This window comes from Paenibacillus gansuensis (assembly GCF_042684925.1).
GTDB classification, from domain to species: domain Bacteria; phylum Bacillota; class Bacilli; order Paenibacillales; family DY6; genus Paenibacillus_N; species Paenibacillus_N gansuensis.
Window position 1 is genome coordinate 266640 of the sequence record NZ_JBHUME010000019.1, and the last position, 20433, is coordinate 287072.

At 53.2% G+C, this 20433-nt stretch carries 21 protein-coding genes and 1 riboswitch; all 21 genes read left to right on the forward strand.

What is annotated here, in order from left to right; genetic code table 11:
* The first annotated feature begins 78 nt into the window (after positions 1-78).
* The 21 genes from ychF to atpG all read left to right on the forward strand — a co-directional run bounded on the left by ychF (position 79) and on the right by atpG (position 20420).
* A complete protein-coding gene (gene ychF / locus ACFSUF_RS24045) occupies positions 79-1179 on the forward strand; it encodes a redox-regulated ATPase YchF (protein WP_377607400.1) in 1101 nt (366 codons plus the stop codon).
* Positions 1180-1660: 481 nt separating this feature from the next.
* A complete protein-coding gene (prfA, locus tag ACFSUF_RS24050; RefSeq protein WP_377607402.1) occupies positions 1661-2728 on the forward strand; it encodes a peptide chain release factor 1 in 1068 nt (355 codons plus the stop codon).
* Position 2729: 1 nt separating this feature from the next.
* Positions 2730-3608 carry a peptide chain release factor N(5)-glutamine methyltransferase gene (gene prmC, locus ACFSUF_RS24055; RefSeq protein WP_377607404.1) on the forward strand — a complete coding sequence of 293 codons (879 nt, stop codon included), beginning with the start codon at positions 2730-2732 and terminating at the stop codon, positions 3606-3608.
* A gap of 575 nt (positions 3609-4183) precedes the next feature.
* Positions 4184-4891 (forward strand): stage II sporulation protein R, encoded by a 708-nt coding sequence (gene spoIIR, locus ACFSUF_RS24060; protein WP_377607406.1) that lies wholly within the window; start codon positions 4184-4186, stop codon positions 4889-4891.
* 78 nt (positions 4892-4969) lie between these two features.
* Complete coding sequence (locus ACFSUF_RS24065) at positions 4970-6235, forward strand: L-threonylcarbamoyladenylate synthase (protein WP_377607408.1); 1266 nt, start codon at positions 4970-4972, stop codon at positions 6233-6235.
* Positions 6236-6545: 310 nt separating this feature from the next.
* Positions 6546-7109, forward strand: a complete 564-nt coding sequence (locus ACFSUF_RS24070) for a manganese efflux pump MntP (RefSeq protein ID WP_377607410.1) — start codon at positions 6546-6548, stop codon at positions 7107-7109.
* A 446-nt stretch (positions 7110-7555) separates the two neighbouring features.
* Entirely contained in the window at positions 7556-8125 is a 570-nt protein-coding gene (locus ACFSUF_RS24075) for a low molecular weight protein arginine phosphatase (protein ID WP_377607412.1), read from the forward strand.
* Between the two features lie 69 nt (positions 8126-8194).
* A riboswitch (ZMP/ZTP riboswitch) is annotated at positions 8195-8275 on the forward strand.
* 126 nt (positions 8276-8401) lie between these two features.
* Positions 8402-8860, forward strand: coding sequence for a ribose 5-phosphate isomerase B (rpiB, locus tag ACFSUF_RS24080; RefSeq protein WP_377607414.1), 459 nt, complete (start codon positions 8402-8404; stop codon positions 8858-8860).
* Positions 8861-8877: 17 nt separating this feature from the next.
* The gene (locus ACFSUF_RS24085) at positions 8878-9486 is read left to right on the forward strand and encodes a TIGR01440 family protein (protein ID WP_377607624.1); all 609 of its coding nucleotides are present in this window, start codon (positions 8878-8880) and stop codon (positions 9484-9486) included.
* Between the two features lie 66 nt (positions 9487-9552).
* Entirely contained in the window at positions 9553-10803 is a 1251-nt protein-coding gene (locus tag ACFSUF_RS24090) for a serine hydroxymethyltransferase (RefSeq protein WP_377607626.1), read from the forward strand.
* Positions 10804-11258: 455 nt separating this feature from the next.
* The gene (locus ACFSUF_RS24095) at positions 11259-12308 is read left to right on the forward strand and encodes a hypothetical protein (protein ID WP_377607416.1); all 1050 of its coding nucleotides are present in this window, start codon (positions 11259-11261) and stop codon (positions 12306-12308) included.
* Positions 12309-12883: 575 nt separating this feature from the next.
* Positions 12884-13513, forward strand: a complete 630-nt coding sequence (upp, locus tag ACFSUF_RS24100) for a uracil phosphoribosyltransferase (protein WP_377607418.1) — start codon at positions 12884-12886, stop codon at positions 13511-13513.
* A gap of 47 nt (positions 13514-13560) precedes the next feature.
* Entirely contained in the window at positions 13561-14709 is a 1149-nt protein-coding gene (wecB, locus tag ACFSUF_RS24105; RefSeq protein ID WP_377607420.1) for a non-hydrolyzing UDP-N-acetylglucosamine 2-epimerase, read from the forward strand.
* 206 nt (positions 14710-14915) lie between these two features.
* Positions 14916-15152: an AtpZ/AtpI family protein gene (locus tag ACFSUF_RS24110; protein ID WP_377607422.1), complete on the forward strand. Its 237-nt coding sequence runs from the start codon at positions 14916-14918 to the stop codon at positions 15150-15152.
* Positions 15145-15519 carry an ATP synthase subunit I gene (locus ACFSUF_RS24115; RefSeq protein WP_377607424.1) on the forward strand — a complete coding sequence of 125 codons (375 nt, stop codon included), beginning with the start codon at positions 15145-15147 and terminating at the stop codon, positions 15517-15519. The genes ACFSUF_RS24110 and ACFSUF_RS24115 overlap by 8 nt, the downstream gene beginning before the upstream one ends.
* Before the next feature lie 42 nt (positions 15520-15561).
* The gene (gene atpB, locus ACFSUF_RS24120) at positions 15562-16374 is read left to right on the forward strand and encodes a F0F1 ATP synthase subunit A (protein ID WP_377607426.1); all 813 of its coding nucleotides are present in this window, start codon (positions 15562-15564) and stop codon (positions 16372-16374) included.
* 113 nt (positions 16375-16487) lie between these two features.
* On the forward strand, positions 16488-16706 hold the full coding sequence (gene atpE / locus ACFSUF_RS24125; protein ID WP_377607428.1) for a F0F1 ATP synthase subunit C: 219 nt from the start codon (positions 16488-16490) through the stop codon (positions 16704-16706).
* Between the two features lie 106 nt (positions 16707-16812).
* The gene (gene atpF / locus ACFSUF_RS24130; RefSeq protein WP_377607430.1) at positions 16813-17298 is read left to right on the forward strand and encodes a F0F1 ATP synthase subunit B; all 486 of its coding nucleotides are present in this window, start codon (positions 16813-16815) and stop codon (positions 17296-17298) included.
* Entirely contained in the window at positions 17295-17846 is a 552-nt protein-coding gene (locus ACFSUF_RS24135) for a F0F1 ATP synthase subunit delta (protein WP_377607432.1), read from the forward strand. Before atpF ends, ACFSUF_RS24135 begins: the two co-directional genes overlap by 4 nt.
* Before the next feature lie 16 nt (positions 17847-17862).
* Positions 17863-19377 carry a F0F1 ATP synthase subunit alpha gene (gene atpA / locus ACFSUF_RS24140; RefSeq protein WP_377607434.1) on the forward strand — a complete coding sequence of 505 codons (1515 nt, stop codon included), beginning with the start codon at positions 17863-17865 and terminating at the stop codon, positions 19375-19377.
* A gap of 182 nt (positions 19378-19559) precedes the next feature.
* Positions 19560-20420, forward strand: a complete 861-nt coding sequence (gene atpG, locus ACFSUF_RS24145; RefSeq protein ID WP_377607436.1) for an ATP synthase F1 subunit gamma — start codon at positions 19560-19562, stop codon at positions 20418-20420.
* The last annotated feature ends 13 nt before the right edge of the window (positions 20421-20433 follow it).

Genomic DNA, 20433 nt, shown 5'->3' on the forward strand with positions numbered 1-20433 from the left:
GAACGGCTATAATAGTAGGGGTCTGAAATTGGATATAATGGAATCATAATATAAATTGTCGAGGAGTTGTCCTTTACCATGGCTTTGAAAGCAGGCATCGTCGGCCTTCCGAACGTCGGGAAGTCCACTTTATTTAACGCAATAACGCAAGCGGGTGCGGAATCCGCCAACTATCCTTTCTGTACGATCGACCCGAACGTGGGTGTGGTAGAAGTGCCGGACGAGCGCTTGAACAAGCTGGTAGAGCTTGTCGTTCCGAAAAGTGTCGTGCCTACTGCATTTGAATTTGTGGATATTGCAGGGATCGTAAAAGGCGCGAGTAAAGGCGAGGGCTTGGGGAACAAATTCTTAGCCAACATCCGTGAGGTGGACGCCATCGTTCACGTGGTGCGTTGTTTCGAAGATGAGAACATCACGCACGTATCCGGCGGCGTTAACCCGATCAGCGACATTGAAACGATCAACCTGGAGCTGATTCTGGCGGATTTGGAATCGGTAGAGAAGAAAATCGAGCGTTCGCGCAAAAACCTCAAAGGCGGAGACAAGAAAGTCACGCAAGAGGTGGAAGTGCTGGAGCGCCTGAAGGATGCGCTGTATAACGACCAACCTGCGCGCAGCCTGGAGCTGAGCGAGGACGAGAGAGCATTGGTGCGCGATCTTCACCTGTTGACGATGAAGCCGGTTCTGTATGCGGCTAATGTCAGCGAGGACGAAGCATCGGATTTCGACGGTAACCCGCTGGTGCAGAAAGTGCGTGAATTTGCAGCGGCCGAGGGTGCGGAAGTCGTTCCGATCTCAGCGAAAGTGGAATCCGAAATCGCCGAGCTGGAAGGCGAAGACAAAGCCATGTTCATGGAAGAGCTCGGCATGAAGGAATCCGGTCTGGACCGCCTGATTAAAGCGGCTTACTCCTTGCTTGGATTGTACACTTACTTCACCGCAGGCGTGCAGGAAGTGCGCGCATGGACGATCCGCAAAGGCACGAAAGCGCCTCAAGCAGCGGGCGTCATCCACACGGATTTCGAGCGCGGCTTCATTCGCGCCGAAGTCGTGTCCTACGATGACCTGGTAGCTGCAGGCTCCATGAACGGCGCCAAAGAGCGCGGCCAAGTCCGCCTGGAAGGCAAGGACTACGTCGTCAAAGACGGCGACGTTATGCATTTCCGCTTTAACGTGTAGGCTGCTTTACACGTTAAGCAGCGGCCGGCGCGGTCTGCGTCCAGGTTGGACCGAACCTAGCTTGGCCCGCGTAGCCGGGCAGCTTGGCTCGAGAACGGTTCGTCCAGTGTAACCGGGCAGTTTGAAAATGTTGTAGTTTGTACATCATTTTCAACTGAAGGACCTTGGAAATGGACGAATGTTGTATGCTGTACAACATTTTTGAAGGAAATGAGGACTTAAGGGTCCCAAATGTTGTACTCCCTGCAACAATTCATCAAAACCTGGTAGAAACGGGTCTGAAATGTTGTACTTTTTACAACATCTTTCGGAAGAGTTTGGTTAGTTTCGCTCCTAGATCATCCAGTGTATTAACAGCGCCCCTCCCGAGGGGCGTGTTGCACGTTTACCTGACATTTTGGGAGGGAATTCCCGTTGTGAACAGCAACTTTTTGCGATAAAATAATATATTGACTATAAAATATTTACGGAGGTGGCACGCATGTTGGATCGACTCCAATCCCTGGCAGACCGCTATGAGAAATTGAGCGAGCTGTTATGCGACCCGGACGTGGCAAGCGACACGTCCAAACTGAGAGATTTATCGAAAGAACAATCCGATCTGCAAGAGGCTTATGAAGCCTATACCGAATATAAATCTGTGCTGGAACAGCTAGATGCTGCGAAAGCGATGCAAGCCGAGAAACTTGACGATGAGATGAAAGAAATGGTCAAGATGGAAATCGACGAGCTCACAGAGCGCCGGACAGAACTGGAAGAGAAGATTAAGATTCTGCTGCTGCCGAAGGACCCTAACGACGACAAAAACGTAATCGTTGAGATCCGCGGAGCGGCAGGCGGGGACGAAGCTGCCCTGTTTGCGGCGGACCTTTATCGTATGTACACGCGTTACGCCGATCTTCAAGGCTGGAAAACCGAGCTGCTGGAAGCTAATATGAACGACCTTGGCGGATTCAAAGAGGTCATTTTCAGCATTAACGGGAAAGGCGCCTATAGCAAAATGAAGTTCGAAAGCGGCGCGCACCGCGTACAGCGGATTCCGGCGACGGAATCGGGCGGACGTATTCATACTTCCACTTCCACGGTAGCGGTTATGCCGGAAGTAGAAGATGTCGAGATCGAAATCCACGACAAAGATATCCGAGTGGACACATTCTGTTCCTCCGGTGCCGGCGGGCAGTCCGTTAACACGACGAAATCCGCGGTTCGCGTAACACATATACCTACGGGGATCGTGGCAACGTGCCAGGACGGCAAATCGCAGAACTCCAACAAAGAGAAGGCGCTGCAAGTACTGCGTGCCCGGATCTTTGATGTGAAGCTGCAGGAAGAGCAGGCGAAATATGCAGGCGAGCGGAAGAGCAAAGTGGGTACGGGCGATCGTTCTGAGCGGATCCGCACTTATAACTTCCCGCAAAGCCGCGTGACCGACCACCGGATCGGACTGACACTGCACCGTTTAGATGCTGTGCTCAACGGCGAAATGGAAGAGATTTTATCCACGTTGACCATCGCTTCCCAAGCGGATTTGATGGACGAGAGGGAATAACATGAGTTTGAGTATTCGTGAAGCCTTTGTTAAGGCTTCTCTTTTTTTAGAGGAACATGGGGTAGCCGAGGCTCGCTCGAATGCGGAGCTGCTGCTGATGCATGTGATGGGCTTGGACCGCACGGGGCTGCTCGTGCGGTGGAGCGAGCCTTTCCCGGCCGAGGTAAGCGAGGCATGGGAAGCAGTGCTGGCGCGCAAGGCGGCGGGTGAGCCGGCGCAGTACATTATCGGCAGGCAGGAGTTTTACGGCCTGCCGTTCGAGGTTGGCCCGGCCGTGCTCATTCCACGGCCGGAGACGGAGCTGCTCGTCGAGGAGGTGATCCGTGTCGGCCGGCAGGTTTGGCCGGACGGGGCACCGCAGCTCGTCGACATCGGTACCGGCAGCGGCGCCATTCCTGTGGCGATCGCGACCGAATGCCCGGCGTGGCGCGTGGCCACGTCGGATATTTCGCCCGCCGCCATCGAAGTGGCGAAGCGGAATGCCCGTGCGAACGGCGTAGCGGATCGCGTGACTTTCCTGCAGGGCGACCTGCTGGAGCCGGTGATCGACGCAGGATGGGCGGTCGATATCCTGGTCAGCAATCCGCCGTATATTCCATCGGCGGATATCCCGGATCTGCAGCCCGAGGTGCGCGCGTTCGAGCCGATGTCCGCGCTGGACGGCGGAGACGACGGCTTAACGCCATACCGCCGAATGGTAGAGCAGCTCCCGCGCCTGGCCGGCGGTGTGCCCCGGCTCATCGGCTTCGAAGTCGGCATGGGCCAAGCCCGCGATGTAGCGGCCATGCTGCGCGCCGCCGCGCCTTGGGACGACGTCTGGATTATCCCGGATTTGGCGGGCATTGAGCGGCATGTGCTTGCGGTGCGCCGGGGTAACTAGGTGCGTGAAGGGGTTAGCGGTACGTGCAGAAGTGTGACTATGTATACGTGAAGATGTTTAGTTGTAAGTGTAGGAATGTAACTAGGCTTCTTGAAATAGTTTAGCGGTACGTGCAAAATGATGCTGCGGTTGAGAGTAACATTTGTTTTTAGGTGAAGTAAATAGGCTGTTCCCCGGCGTAAGTGCTGAGGAGCGGTCTTTTTTTTGCATGAAGATGCAGGTGGCAGCAAGGATGGAAGGCGGGGGTAAAACTGTGGCACACTAGTGGGAAAACATTTTTCCCTTATTCGTGAGACTGTACTCATTATAAATAGAATAGTGGAAAAAAGGTTAGCTAATACTCCAAAATATCGCAGTTTTCATGATCTGGCCGCATGCAAGGGAACAAATCTCCACTAAAGCACTTTTACCAGTTGTTTTTGGAAAAACAAGGGAGGTCTTTTCCGCTAAATTTCACGTCTGACGGAGGATTGCTAGATTCATAAAAAAATAATAGATTCCGAGGATTAACTCTCTCAGATCCGGGCATACTTTTTGATAGGAACGCAATGCCAAGACGAAAGGGAGTTATCCTCATGGTAAAACGCAGCGCCGCTTCGGTTCGCTATTATATATTTCTTGCTTTTTCGATGATTATGCTGGTTATGAATTGGCAGTCTGATATAACTCACGCTATGGCGGTCAGCGGGACCATCCCGCAAGAGTCGATCCGCCTGCGGATTCTCGCAAACTCCGACACTCCGGTGGATCAATGGACAAAACGCAAGGTAAAAGATGCCGTAGTGAAGCAAATGACCCAATGGGTAAGCGGCCCGACGACATTGGCGGAAGCTCGTGAAATCGTGCAGTCCCATTTGCCGGAGCTGGAGCAGGTAATCGGCGAGGAAATTCGTAAGCTGGGTTTTGATTACAGCTATAAAGCGGAACTGGCTGTCGTTAATTTTCCAACCAAAATGTACGGCAACCGGCAATACCCTGCCGGCAGCTATGAAGCATTGCGCATCACACTTGGCAAGGGCGAAGGCCAAAACTGGTGGTGCGTACTGTTCCCTCCATTATGCTTCGTCGACGGGGTAAGCGGGGAGAAAACGGCATCGGCTGCCGCAGCAGAGCCTGCGAAAGGGGCTGCGGCTGTGAGCAAGGGTGACGCAACAGCAGCAGCAACAGCACAAGCATCGCATGCAGACGGTACCGCGATTTCGGCGGAACAGCCGGAAGTCCGTTTTTTCCTCTGGGATCTGTTGATGAATATTCTTGAGGCGGTACAAGGGTGGTTTGCTTAATTCTCGGCTAAAACGGTGTATGGTATAATAGAGGAAGCCTTTATGGGCTTAGAACGCAAGCAAGGAAGTAACCTGACAATGACAACGTATTGGACCATATATTCCCGGTTGGGCGGGACTCAACAGCATGACGCAGCGGGAGATTCATCTTACAGTGTTTCTCCGGAGGCGCAGAATGGCAAGCAAGTCGAGGAAGCGGCTGAAGCGTGGGATGCGAAACAGTTCGGGGAAGCGGCGGAGGTGCTGCGGAACGGCGGGCTGGTCGCTTTCCCCACGGAAACCGTGTACGGCCTGGGCGCAGACGCCCGGTCCACGGAAGCTGTCGAGCGGATTTTCCAGGCCAAAGGACGGCCTTCGGACAATCCGCTCATCGTGCATATCGCCGACCGAGCCCAGCTGCCGGCGCTGTCCGGTTCCATCAGCCCGCTCGCGGAGCGGCTGATGTCGCGGTTCTGGCCCGGCCCGCTCACGCTGGTCCTCCCCGCGCGCGAAGGCGCGGTGTCGCCCCGCGTGACCGCGGGACTGCGCACGGTCGCCGTGCGCATGCCGGGCCACCCGGCCGCCCTGCGGATCATCGCCGCCGCGGGCTGCCCGGTAGCCGCCCCGAGCGCGAACCGCTCCGGGCGCCCGAGCCCGACCGAGGCCGTCCACGTGCGGGACGACCTCGACGGGCTGATCGACGGTGTTCTCGACGGAGGGCCGGCTGGCGTCGGCCTCGAGTCCACCGTCGTGGAGCCGGTCGGCGACCGCATCCACGTGCTGCGCCCCGGCGGCATTACCGCCGAGGAACTGAGCGAGCTCGGCGAGGTGGTGCTGGACCCTTCGCTGCTGTCCGGCGGCGAAGGGGTACGCGATGCGGAGCCATCCTATGAGGAAGGCTCCGCTGCACTGGAAGCGCCGCCGAGCATTAGCGGCGGCGCAAACCCTGCAGCTGCAGCGACCCCCGCGGAGGGGCCTAAATCGCCCGGTATGAAATACCGGCATTATGCGCCCCGGGGGTTCATGCAGCTGGTGCAGGCTCCCGCCGGCGCGGAGGCGGAGCGCGTGGCTGCGGCCATTCAGGCCGAGCTGGACGCGGCCGCTGCGCGCGGCGAGAAGACCGGCATGCTCACCTATGAGGAGCATGCCTCCCGGTACCGGGCGGATGTCGTCGCTGTCTGCGGCAGCCTCCGCCATCCGGAAACGGTCGCGCAGCAGCTGTACAGCGCGCTGCGGCGCTTCGATGACGAGGGCGCCTCGTTCATCCTGGCCGAGCCGCTTCCCGCTGAGGGCATCGGCTTCGCCGTGATGAACCGGCTCTCCAAAGCCGCCGGCCACCGCCGCCTGGAGTTGGCGTTGAAATGATGTCGGTCTTGTTCAAGAGGGACCGTAAACGTGCCTCGGACTTAAATTAGCCGAACTGGATTGTGAACCGATCTTTGGTTGTGGTTGGCATCATACCGCCCCACCACGCGCTGGAGCTGCGTGCGGTGCAGAAAGTTGATTAGGGCAAAGTTCAGGACTTTCTTCTGCAGTCCCTGAACCTGAGCCGCCCCTGGCCTATGCCGGGACCCTCGCTCCTCCGCCTGACTGCTTTTCCCGGGGACTTGTACTGTTTCCCCGCCTGTCCGCATATTCTTGTTTAGAGAACAAGGCGGACAGGGAGGAAGTACCGATGGGAGCGGAATTTACAGTTGAACTCGGGCAGTGGCTGACCATATTGATTATGGCAATGGCGCTCGGGATGGATGCTTTTTCACTGGGCATCGGAATCGGGCTGAAGGGCGTACGCAAGCTCGATATTCTCAAAATCAGCACGGTCATCGGGATTTTCCACATCATCATGCCGCTGATGGGCATGTTTATGGGTCAATATATGAGTTCCATACTTGGCGAGGTGGCCACATCAGCCGGGGGCGGGCTTCTTTTGCTGCTGGGCGGTCATATGATCTATAACTCGGTGAAAGGCGAAGAAGCCCGGGGCTTCGATCACCGCACGCTGTGGGGCATCTTTGTCTTCGCGCTGAGCGTGAGCATTGATTCTTTTTCCGTTGGTGTTTCACTGGGCATGTTTGCTACGGATATTCTATTGACCGTGTTCAGTTTCGGTTTCTTCGGCGGCTTGATGTCCGTCCTCGGCCTGCTTCTTGGCAGCCGGGTCAGCCAAAGTCTCGGCGGCTACGGTGAAGCTTGCGGCGGCGTGATCTTGCTCGTTTTTGGAATTTTGTTCATACTATAATTAGAAACAGCAATTATACAAAGCAGTCTACGAGGTTAGTCACAGGCTCGGCTTCTCCTAATTCGGGTTGTTGAAGGCTCGGCTGTCCTCAAATGCAAGTTGTTGCAGTTTTAGTCATCCCCATTTGAGGTTGTTACAGGCTCCACGGTATTCAATCACAAGTTGCCGCTGGCTCTGATTTCCCCCCGAATGTTGTACTTTTTGCAAGAAATGCCCAATGATTTGACCTCTTTTTTGCGAAATGTTGCACAAAATACAACAATTTGGGTGCTTTGGCCGCGATCCGCGATCGAAATCCTGCACTTTATACAACAAATCGATATACAGAGTGAGTTCTTACAAGTAAATGTTGCGCAAAATACAACAATGGACACACCACTCGCTTTCTAACTAAACTATTAACTTACCAACTAACCTGCCCTAATCCAGAAAGGAGCCCGATCGACATGAAACGAATCCTGTTTGTATGCACAGGCAACACCTGCCGGAGCCCGATGGCGGAAGCCTTGTTCAAGGATATTGCGCGCAAGCGCGGACTGCAGGTAGAGGTTCGTTCGGCCGGGGTCTCCGCCGTGGACGGCATACCGATGTCGCGCCATTCCTCCACGGTGCTCCGGGAGAACCAGATCAGTGAGACGATTACTTCAAACCGCGCGACACGGGAGCTTGCGGAGTGGGCCGACCTTATTTTGACCATGACCTCCAGCCACAAAAGAACGATGCTCCAAATCCATCCCGGTGCCGTCGACAAAACTTATACCCTCAAAGAGTACGTGGAAGACGGAGGCCAAGGGCTGGAATCCATTTTGGAGCTGGAGGGTTTCTACACCGATCTGCAGTTAAAAAAGGCGCTGGGCCAAGAAATCACCCGCGAGGAAAAAATCCGCCTTCGCCGTATGGAGCAATCCGTTCCGGACTATGATATCATCGATCCGTTCGGAGGTTCCGTGGAGATGTACCGCCGATGCGCCGAAGAAATCAGGGAAGCGCTGGAGAAGCTGGCAGACCGCTTGTAGACTGGCCGCACAAGCCGATCTTCACTTGCGTTCACAGATGAAATGCAGTATGATGTGGTTATGAAAATGGATACCCGGTGTAACTGGCGACTAGTGGATGAAACCACAATGGAGCATCGGGACATACGGCCGGTCGCCTGGGCAAAGAGCAAAGCATGCGGGAAACGCATGTCTTGCTCTTTTTTTCTTTCCCGGACGGGGTATAATAGAGAGAGTTTGTTGAAGCCAGTCCTTACCTATTATGAAATTCCGTGAGGGATGCGAGGAGGCATTTTCATGAAAATAGCAATTGGTTCCGATCACGCCGGCGTCCGGCTGAAGGGCGGTATTATTGAGTTTTTGCAGTCGCTGGGGCATGAAGTGACGGATATGGGATATAACTCGACGGACTCTGTAGATTATCCGGATTACGCGATTCCTGTGTGTGACCGTGTCGTTTCCGGCGAGGCTGACAAAGGGATCCTGATTTGCGGAACCGGGATCGGCATGTCCATCACAGCCAACAAAATGCCGGGCATCCGCTGCGCACTTGTGCACGACACCTTCTCCGCGAAAGCTACCCGGGAGCATAACGACACAAATGTGCTGGCCATCGGCGAGCGCGTCATCGGACCCGGCCTGGCCGAGGACATCATCCGGATCTGGCTGGAGACGGAATTCTCCCAAGGCGAGCGGCACTGCAACCGGATCCGCAAAATCGCCGAGCTGGAAGAAAAGTATACCCTGCATCCGTAGGGGAGGGGAGGACTATGATGACCGAACCTACTCTGCAAAATGTCGCCGACGAAGTAGAACAGCTGTTTCTCGAACTGGCGAAGGCCGGCAGTTTGCGGCCTGGACAGATCGTTGTCCTGGGGACCAGCACGAGCGAGGTGCTTGGGAAGCACATCGGCACGTCAGGGACGACGGAAGCGGCGGCTGAAATATTCGCCGGCATGATGCGGGCGCGGGAAGCTGTCGGCTTCCGTCCCGCCATCCAGTGCTGCGAGCACCTGAACCGGGCGCTCGTGGTGGAGCGCGAGCTGCTGGATTCGGTTCCCGGCCTCGACGAAGTCGCCGCGGTTCCGGTCCCGAAGGCAGGCGGATCCATGGCGGCTTACGCTTACCGCCATCTGAAGGACGCCTGCCTGGTGGAGTCGATTGCCGCGCATGCGGGCATCGACATCGGGGACACGCTCATCGGCATGCATCTGCGCCGCGTCGCGGTCCCTGTCCGGCCGGGGATCCGGCAGATCGGTCACGCGCACGTGACCATGGCCGTTACCCGGCCTAAACTGATCGGGGGCGCGCGGGCGGTTTACGCGCTCCCGCCTGAAGCCGCGCCGGGCTCAATCCCCGGCGCCGCCGACACTTGTGAATAACACTTTCAAATAGGTTGACTTATTTTTCATTCAAAAAAGCTTGATTTTATCTTGGGGAGGAATTTTATCATGGAACACCTACGCAATGCAGACCCTGAAATCGTAAGAGCAATGAACCTGGAGCTGAAGCGCCAGCGCAACAACATCGAGCTGATCGCATCCGAGAACATCGTTTCTCCGGCTGTGATGGAAGCGATGGGCACAGTGCTGACGAACAAATACGCGGAAGGCTACCCTGGCAAAAGATACTACGGCGGCTGCGAACACGTAGACATCGTCGAAGATATCGCCCGCGACCGCGCCAAAGAATTGTTCGGCGCTGAGCATGCCAACGTACAGCCTCACTCCGGTGCTCAAGCAAACATGGCGGTTTATCTGGCTGCTCTTCAACCTGGAGATACGGTACTGGGTATGAACCTGGCTCACGGCGGACACTTGACGCACGGCAGCCCGGTGAACGCTTCCGGTATCCTTTATAACTTCGTTGCTTATGGCGTGGATCCGGAAACGTTCCTGATCAACTACGACGAAGTGCGCAAACTTGCGTTCAAGCATAAGCCTAGAATGATCGTTGCAGGGGCATCCGCTTACCCGCGTACGATCGATTTCAAAACTTTGAGCGAAATTGCTAACGATGTAGGCGCCCTGTTCATGGTTGACATGGCTCACATTGCCGGTCTGGTTGCTGCGGGACTTCACCCTAACCCGGTTCCTTACGCTCATTTTGTAACTACTACCACGCACAAAACGCTTCGCGGACCTCGCGGAGGCATGATCCTTTGCCGCAAATCTTGGGCGCAAGCAATCGATAAAGCGGTATTCCCGGGCTCCCAAGGCGGACCTTTGATGCACGTGATCGCTTCTAAAGCCGTTGCGTTCGGCGAAGCTTTGCAGCCTGCATTCAAAACCTACGCTGAGCAAGTTGTGAAGAACGCCAAAGTTCTGTCCGACACCCTGATCGGCGAAGGCTTGAACATCGTTTCCGGCGGCACCGACAATCACCTGATGCTGATCGACACGCGCAACCTGAACATCACAGGTAAAGATGCGGAGCACGTTCTGGACGCGGTAGGCATTACAGCGAATAAGAACGCGATTCCGTTCGATCCGACGTCCCCGTTCGTAACCAGCGGTATCCGTGTAGGTACGCCTGCATGTACTTCCCGCGGCATGGACGAAGGGGCAATGAAGGAAATCGGCGAAATCATCGCCTTGACCCTGAAAAACCCTAAAGACGAAACGATCCTGGAACAAGCCCGCGGCCGCGTAAGCGCCCTAACGGCAAAATTCCCGATCTACGACGGATTGGAATACTAATACAAGGTGCTCAATCGCACACTAACGACCGGCCTTTGGGCCGGTCTTTTTAGTTGGCTCGTAAATCTGGATAGTAACTCCGTCCCGCAGCACCCCGCCCAACCCTGCAGCGCCCAAAAGTACCGCTGCAGCATCAAGGCCACCCCTGCAGCGCCCAACAGTACCGCTGCAGCATCAAGGCCAACTCTGCAGCGCCCAAAAGTACCTCTACAGCGCCATGGCCTTACCTCTAGCGTCCAAAAGTACCGCTATAGCCCCGAGTCCAAACCTGCATCGCCTGAAAGTACCACTACGGCCTGCTACACTGTTCATTCAGATGCCCCCGCCCCCAGCACCAGCAGAATACCCCCGGCACCATACGTTGCTTCTCACGCCACCCGATCCCCCATATTTTTCCAACTCATGTTATAATCAGGGTAACTGGCTATATAAACATACAGACAGGCGGTGCCCTCATGATGCTGTTCCTTATGCTCATTCCTATCGTGATGTTAGTTGCATTGCTAGCAATCGTCGGCAACAAAAATAACCAGTCCGGCAGCTACGATGCCCCGGTACCCGATCATGTCGGCGTACAGCCCGGCGATAAGCTCTATCCCTTGGTGGAGAAGCTTGAACATGCTTTGGAGCTCTCCTTTACCGAGTCCATAAACCAACGCTTTCGCACCCGGTATCCGGAAAGAACCGATCAGGAGCTGGCCTGGACCTGGTTTGAACTCAAAAGGTATTTTCTGCTATGCGCGGTACTTGAGAAGGTTCCGATGTTCAGTCCGCGCGTCGATGACTTATGGCATGAAATGCTGATGTTTACAAGGGAATACGAATCATTCTGCATGCGATTCATTGGGCACACGATTCATCATGCCCCGCATAGCGGGTCGGCTCCTGTCCCCATGCCGGGGGAGAGAGCTTGGTTTGACTGGGTATATGGGGTTTTGTTCACGCCTGGGAATTATAGCGGGCGGATCTGGGGACCGTTCTACAGGTCGCCTATGGCAAGCGGGAAGCTGGAGCAGCTGCGTCAGGGCACCGTGGACTCCTTGGAGGGTGTGTTGTTTAACAAGCGGTCTGTGACAGCAGAGCCGAGTGTAAGAACGATCGCGGAGGACCTGCTTCGTCAAGCCCGCGAGCAGATCTTCCACGCTGACAGACAGATTACTGAGAAAGAACGGCTGGCTCCGGCATCCGTTCATTGGGCTGCGCTGCCGGGCACTATGCTATTATTGTCCATGACTGACCCCGATCAGTATGGAGCAAACATGAATCGGCTGATGCAGGAAGAGCGCTACAAAGACCAGTGGGGCTCCGGAAACAACTCCTATTACGGCTGCACTTCGTCGCAAGACGACCATAACCGTCAGCACCATGACATCCATAATCAACAACACCACAACAACCATCACGACAGCCACCACGGCGGCCACCATGACGGAGGCCAAAGCGGCGGAGGCGGACACTCCGGCAGTTCCTCTTCCAGCTGTTCGTCAGGCTGCGGAAGCAGCTAAACTAACAAGCAAGCTCCTGCGGGCATGACTTGGATACCAAAAAGATGGTTCTGAACTTTACGTTAACAGCTGCTGAGCTGGGTACAGATCATATAGAACAAGCCCACTATAGCAATGGATGGGTATATGTACTATATAAAGATGACACAATGCCTACGGTAGGGGTTATAGATACAAAGGAAGCTAAATTAGTCTCGATGACGGGTTTTGGCTTTAGAAGCAGCACAACTTGCTCTTATCGAAGCGAGCCGTACGCCTGAGATATGGAGTGCTGATGTGGAGAGAAAGCGTTATATTATCAAGCGAATTGCTGTGAAACAATCATTTGCAATACATACTTCCGGGATGACGTGCTAAGCCGTTTCCCGGTTTTTTTGTCATGGCACACGTCGAGGATGAACTTGGAGTTTTTGGCAAAAATAATACCGTCAGAAATCCTCCACATTGCCGAGTGCATCCGGTCAGGGTCAATGTTATAATATACAGGATTTGATTTCATAAGCGATGTTTCGGGTGCTTTCGACGCAGCCGCATTGCAACACAGTACATATTTCTCGCAGGAGGTTTCATCTGTTATGGGCAAATTGTTTATTTGCGACCATCCGCTGATTCAGCATAAGCTGACTTACATTCGCGATGAGAATACGAATACCAAAGATTTCCGTGAACTGGTCGATGAAGTGGCGACCTTGATGGCTTATGAAATTACGAGGGATATCCCGCTCGAAAGCGTGAAAGTGAGGACGCCTGTGGCTGAGGCCAACGGCAAAATGATTTCCGGCCGAATGCTGGGCCTGATTCCGATTCTGCGTGCGGGACTTGGAATGGTGGACGGAATTCTGAAGCTGCTCCCGGCAGCGAAAGTAGGCCATGTCGGCTTGTACCGCGATCCGGAAACACTGCAGCCGGTGGAATATTACGTTAAGCTTCCTACCGATGTGCAGCAGCGTGAGCTGATTGTCATCGACCCGATGCTGGCGACGGGCGGTTCTGCCATTATGGCGATTGAGGCGCTGAAAAAAAGAGGCTGTTCCCAAATTAAGCTCATGTGCCTCATCGCTGCACCTGAAGGTGTGAAAGCCGTGCAGGAAGCACACCCTGACATTGATATCTATGTCGCTGCCGTTGACGATTACCTGAACGATCACGGCTATATCATACCGGGTTTGGGAGACGCGGGAGACCGGTTGTTCGGCACGAAGTAACGGACACTGAGTCCAATTTACACAAGACAGCAAAGGTGGGGAAACCGTTGAAAAAGATTAAAGTCATGACCGTTTTCGGGGTCCGTCCCGAAGCCATCAAGATGGCGCCGTTAATTCTGGAGCTCCAAAAGCATCCGGAACAGATTGAATCGATCGTATGCGTAACCGCTCAGCATCGCCAAATGTTGGACCAGGTGCTGGAAGTGTTTAATATTACACCGGACTATGACCTGGATGTAATGAAGGAACGCCAAACGCTCAATGAGATTACAGTCCGTGTGCTTCAAGGGCTGGAGCCTGTACTTGCCGAAGCGAAGCCCGACATCGTGCTGGTGCATGGCGATACGCTGACAACGTTCCTGGCGAGCTACGCTTCATTCCTGCAGCAGGTCAAGGTAGGCCATGTAGAAGCAGGTCTTCGTACTTGGAACAAAATGTCCCCGTATCCGGAAGAAATGAACCGGCAGCTGACGGGCGTTTTGGCTGACCTGCATTTTGCGCCGACGGATTTATCCGCCAATAACCTGCGCAAAGAGAATAAGAACGAGGAGCATATCTATGTTACGGGGAATACCGTTACGGATGTCTTCCAATATACAGTCAAAAAGGACTTTACCCATCCCGTCCTGGAATGGGCCAAAGGCAAGCGCCTGATTCTGATGACGGCACACCGCCGCGAAGCGCAAGGTGAGCCCCATCGCCAGATTTTCCGTGCTGTGAAGCGCCTGGCTGATGAGTTTGAGGATATTGCGATCGTGTATCCGGTTCATCCGAGTCCGGCTGTGAAGGAACCTGCCATGCAGATTCTGGGCGGTCACCCGCGCATTCAGCTGATTGATCCGATGGATGTCGTCGAGCTTCATAACTTCTACCCTCATACGCATATGATTCTGACGGATTCCGGCGGACTGCAGGAAGAAGCGCCTTCGTACGGCGTTCCCGTCCTTGTTCTGCGAGATACGACGGAGCGTCCGGAAGGCATCGATGCGGGTACATTGAGACTGGTAGGCACGAACGAAGAGGAAGTATACTCTACAGCCAAAGCGCTGCTGACTGACGACAATCTTTACCGGGAAATGAGCCAAGCCGCTAATCCATATGGGGACGGGCAGGCGTCGGTTCGGATCGTTCAGGCGATTTTACATCATTTCGGCCTGAGGGAAGATCGTCCGCAGCCATTCACACAACGTTCATGAATCGGTGCCAACGAAACAGCATACAGTACTACTGTAAGGTTTCTGAAACCGGAAAATCCAATTACAGCAAGGCTTTTCAGGATTTCGTTCACTAAATGTTTGAATTTAAATGAATTGACAAACTCTTCTGTACTTAGATATGATTAATGGGGATTTGTAAACGATTTACTTTAGCCTTTCATTATACAGGAACGGAAGCGATCCACATGAAGAAGAAGCCGGATTCGAATTCTTCCCCATGGCGTGCCATTTCACTAGTCTCCCTCATTGGAGCCGATTTGGTTGTCTGCCTGTTGATTGGCTTTTATCTTGGAAGGTATGTAAGCGATTTGATGAATGGGCAGCCTATCTTTATTGCTGCCGGTGTCATACTTGGCCTTGCCGCAGGTATCCTCAGCATCGTATACATCCTAAAGCGTTTTACGGAGGAACCGAATGGATGAATTATCGGCCCGTCTTAAGACCGTGTATCGCGCGGCCCTCTTTTTTTTGTCTCTTTGCCTTCTGGTTTGGGCATTGTATCCGCCTCTACGGGGGATGGCAGCGGGGCTGCTGATCGGCACCGCTGCCAGCCTAGTTAATATGTACTACCTGTCTATGAAAGTAAGACAAGCTGCAGAGATTGCAGAGTCCGGCCAGAAGCGGCGCTTTAACCTGGGGTTTCTGACCCGGGCGGCCGTCGGTGTGCTGGCTGTCATGCTTGCGCTGAGATTAGGCAGCGATGTGGAGCTGTTTGGTGTCATACTAGGACTGCTGTTTTGGCAGTTGGCTGTTCTGCTGGCAGGGCTGTTTCATAGCTTCAAGCGCTAAGCAGGCAACTCATATTCCATGGAAAGGGGTGAAAACAAAGAAATGCATGAAGCTCCGATAATTACTTTAGGCGGCTTTTTTCGTTTGGATTTATCCATCGCCATCACACTTTTCGTCACTTGTGCGATTGTGTTCCTCATTGCCCGCCTAGCAACACGGAACCTATCAGTAACGAATCCTTCCAAGATGCAGAATTTCCTGGAATGGACCGTAGATTTCGTGCGCGGGATTGTTTCCAGTACCATGGATATGAAGAAAGGGAAAGTGTTCGTTTCCCTGGGTCTTACGTTGATTATGTTCATTTTTGTAGCGAATATGCTCGGTCTTCCGCTCACAATCGTTACTCATCATGAACATGAATTCAAGATTTTCGGCCAGGCGGTATCTCCGGAAGTGTTTGAAGCATATGAAGCTGAGTCTCACGGTGAAGGTGCGGACTCCGAGGGCGCTCATCACGCACCTGAATTCGCATGGTGGAAATCGCCGACAGCGGATGCATCTGTTACGATGGGACTATCCCTGATCGTATTCCTGCTTGTCCACTTCTTAGGGATGAGATATAACACCAAGGCTTATTTTAAGCACTATCTCGAGCCGTTCCCTGTGTTCCTGCCGATTCACTTGGTAGAGAAACTGGCCAACCTGCTTACGCTCGGAATGCGTCTGTTCGGTAACCTGTTTGCGGGTGAAGTGCTTATCGCAACATTGCTTGGAGCGGGATTTTTCGGTATCCCGGCACTGGTCGTGTGGCAAGGCTTCTCCGTCTTCGTCGGTGCGATTCAGGCGTTCGTCTTCGTTATGTTGACAATGGTTTACCTGGCGCAGTCGCTCGAGTCCCATGACGATCATCATTAAGTTTTCAGTTTTCAGCTAGCCGCAGTAACAACCTTGTTCCGTAACAGGAATGAGTGGACAATAAAGTTTCCAAAAAAAATAATTATACTTATTTAAAGGGAGGATTTTCTCTAATGGAATTTCTAGCAGCAGCAATTGCAATCGGTTTGGGCGCACTAGGCGCTGGCGTAGGTAACGGTTTGATCGTAAGCAAAACAGTTGAAGGTATCGCTCGTCAGCCGGAACTTAAAGGTCCTCTTCAAACTACTATGTTCATCGGGGTAGGTTTGGTCGAGGCGATTCCAATCATCACTGTAGTTATGGCGTTCCTGTTCTACGGAGCTGCAGAGTAATTACGAACACATGGCGCGGGAGGCCTGTGCCTTCCACGCCATACTTTTGCTTACACACACTATTACATGAATGAAATAGAAGCCTTCCAGAAGGGAGTGACCTGATTTGACTATCGTATGGGAATCTACACTAATAGCGATTTTATCGTTTTTGGTTCTATATTGGCTTTTGAATAAATATGCATTCGGTCCGCTGTTCAGCATTATGGAAAAGCGCAGAGAGCATGTTCTCGGTGAAATGCAGGAAGCTGAGAAGAACCGTGCGGAAAGCGCCAAGCTGATGGAAGAGCAGAAGCTTGCAATCCAGGAAGCGCGTAAAGAAGCATATGAGATTATCGAACAATCCCGCGCAACCAGCGCCAAACAAGCGGACGATATCGTTCGTGTGGCGAAGGAAGAGGCTTCCAAGCTGAAAGAGGATGCACTGAAAGATATTGAGAATGAGAAAACCAAAGCGATTGCGGCCCTTCGCGGCGAAGTCGGCGGTTTATCAGTCAAAATTGCATCCAAAATCCTTGAGAAGCAAGTGGATGAGAAGCAGCAGGAAGAGTTGGTTGACCAGTACCTGAAAAAGGTTGGAGGCAAACTATGAGTCGTGAAGCCCTAGTTGCCAAGAGATATGCCAAAGCCCTGTTCGAACTGGCTCGGGATAAAGGCGTTATCGCACAAGTAGAGAATCACTTGAAGATTGTCGTAGACACAATCAACTCGAACAAAGAGCTGGACGCTTTTCTGAAACATCCGGGGGTGGACTCCAAAGCGAAATTCAGCGTACTGCAGAACGCTTTTGGACACGAACTTTCCGGACTTGTCATGGATACGCTTCGACTCCTGATCTCCAAAGGAAGAGAAACTGTTCTTCCTGAACTGCTGAAAAGTTACGTAACTGTAGCTGGAGAAGCATTGGGTCAGGCGGATGCCGTAGTTTCTTCCATGGAGCCGCTGACGGCAGAACAGTCCGCAGAGATCGCGGCGAAATTCGGCCAGATTACCGGTAAAACCATCCGTATAGAAAATGTAATCGACAAGAGCCTTCTGGGCGGCATTCAAGTCCGTATCGGCGACCGCCTGTACGACGGAAGCTTGTCCGGTAAGCTTGCGCGCTTGGAACAATCTTTGAAGCAAGCACAAGCACTGTAGATAGGGGTGAAGAAAATTGAGTATCAGACCTGAAGAAATCAGTTCTTTGATTAAACAGCAAATTGATCAATATAAATCCGAATTGCAAGTTTTTGACGTAGGTACAGTTATTCAAGTAGGTGACGGTATCGCTCGCGTTCACGGTCTGGCAAATGCCATGTCCGGTGAGCTGCTCGAATTTTCTAACGGCGTTGTAGGTATGGCGCTCAACCTTGAAGAAGAGAACGTGGGTGTCGTTATCCTCGGCCCTTACACTGAAATCCGCGAAGGCGACCAAGTGAAACGCACAGGCCGCATCATGGAAGTTCCGGTTGGGGAAGCTCTTCTTGGCCGCGTAGTTAACGCACTGGGTCAGCCTGTAGACGGCAAAGGACCGGTTGCTACTACACAATTCCGTCCTGTTGAGTCTCCGGCTCCGGGCGTTATCGACCGTAAATCGGTTCACGAGCCAATGCAGACCGGTATTAAAGCGATTGACGCAATGGTACCTATCGGCCGCGGACAGCGTGAGCTGATCATCGGCGACCGCCAAACAGGTAAAACTGCGATCGCGATCGACACGATCATCAACCAAAAAGGCAACGGCGTGAAATGTATCTATGTCGCCATCGGCCAGAAGCAATCCACTGTTGCTAACGTAGTGGAAACGCTTCGCCGCAACGGCGCTTTGGATTACACGATCGTAGTAACCGCAGCCGCTTCCGATCCTGCTCCGCTGCAATTCCTTGCACCGTATGCAGGCTGCGCGATGGGTGAGTACTTCATGTACAAAGGCGAGCATGTCCTGATCATCTATGATGACTTGACTAAGCAAGCTGCCGCGTACCGTGAGCTTTCCTTGCTGCTGAGACGTCCACCGGGCCGTGAGGCATACCCTGGTGACGTATTCTATCTACACTCCCGTTTGCTTGAGCGCGCAGCGAAGCTGAGCGACGAGAACGGCGGCGGTTCCCTGACTGCCCTTCCGTTCATCGAAACGCAAGCATCCGACGTGTCTGCTTACATTCCGACGAACGTAATCTCGATCACAGACGGACAGATCTTCCTGGAAGCTGACCTGTTCTATGCAGGACAACGTCCGGCGATTAACGTCGGTATCTCCGTATCCCGTGTAGGGGGCTCCGCGCAAATCAAGGCGATGAAGAAGGTTGCCGGTACACTGCGTCTGGACCTTGCCCAATACCGTGAGCTTGCGGCGTTCGCACAGTTCGGATCCGACCTGGATAAATCCACACAAGCGCGTTTGAACCGCGGTGCCCGTACGATGGAAATCCTGAAGCAAGGCGTAAACCAGCCTCTTCCGGTTGAAAAGCAAGTAGTTTCCATCTACACTGCGATCAAAGGCTTCCTGGATGAAATTCCAGTTGGCGATGTAGGCCGCTTCGAAAGAGAATTCCTTTCCTTCGTTGACAGCAGCGTACCTGAAGTACTGCAATCGATCCGCGACACGAAAGATTTGACTGCAGATAACGAGAAAGCGCTGGTAGCTGCGATCGAGAAGTTCAAAAAGGGCTTCGCAACAACGGCTTAATCATGAATAACCAGGTTTGGCGTTGACCAAACCTCTTGGATATAGGCCGGGTATGCACCAGCATCCCGGCAATGCTTACGAAATAAACAACGCTTACGAAGAAAGTTTTGACTCCGTCAAAACTCAGTAAAGCTTACGAAGTTAGTTTGTTTGCTAACGCAAACTCTAAGGTGGTGAAGAGCATGGCCAAAGGAATGCGCGATATTAAGCGTCAAATCAAGAGTATCCAGAACACCCGGCAGATTACCAAAGCAATGGAGATGGTTGCGGCTGCGAAACTGAGAAAATCTCAGGAAGCGGCAGAAGCGGCGCGTCCCTACGCTGAGAAGCTGCAGGAAGTTGTCTCCAGCATTGCCTCTGGTACTAAGGGCGTCAAGCATCCAATGCTGGAAACCCGCGAAGTGAAAAAGACAGGTTACCTTGTAATCACTTCGGACCGCGGTTTGGCAGGCGGTTATAACGCCAACGTCATCCGTAAAGTGATGCAAACCATCCGCGCGAACCACAAATCCAGCAGCGAGTATGCACTATTCGTGATCGGACGTAAGGGACGCGACTATTTCAAGCGCAGAGATATGCCTATTATCGAGGAAATTACAGGTCTGAGTGACGCGCCTGTATTCTCCGACATTAAGTCTATCGCCTACTCCGCTGTGAAGAACTTTGAGATCGGGACTTATGATGAGCTGTATCTTGTATACAATGAATTCGTAAACGCGCTCACTCAAGTTCCTGTTTCCAAAAAACTGCTCCCTCTCGAGGAAGTAGGCGGTTCCGGAAATACGGCGTCTTATGAGTACGAGCCTTCCGCTGAAGGCGTACTGGAAGTTCTGCTGCCGAAGTATGCGGAAACACTCGTCTTTAGTGCTCTTCTGGATGCTAAAGCTTCTGAATTCGGTGCCAAAATGACCGCTATGGGCAGTGCAACGAAGAATGCAACGAAGATGATCAACCAGTACACGCTGCAGTACAACCGTGCGCGTCAAGCAGCGATCACACAAGAGATTTCCGAGATCGTTGCCGGAGCAAACGCGCAGGCGTAAGGTTCCGCAACGG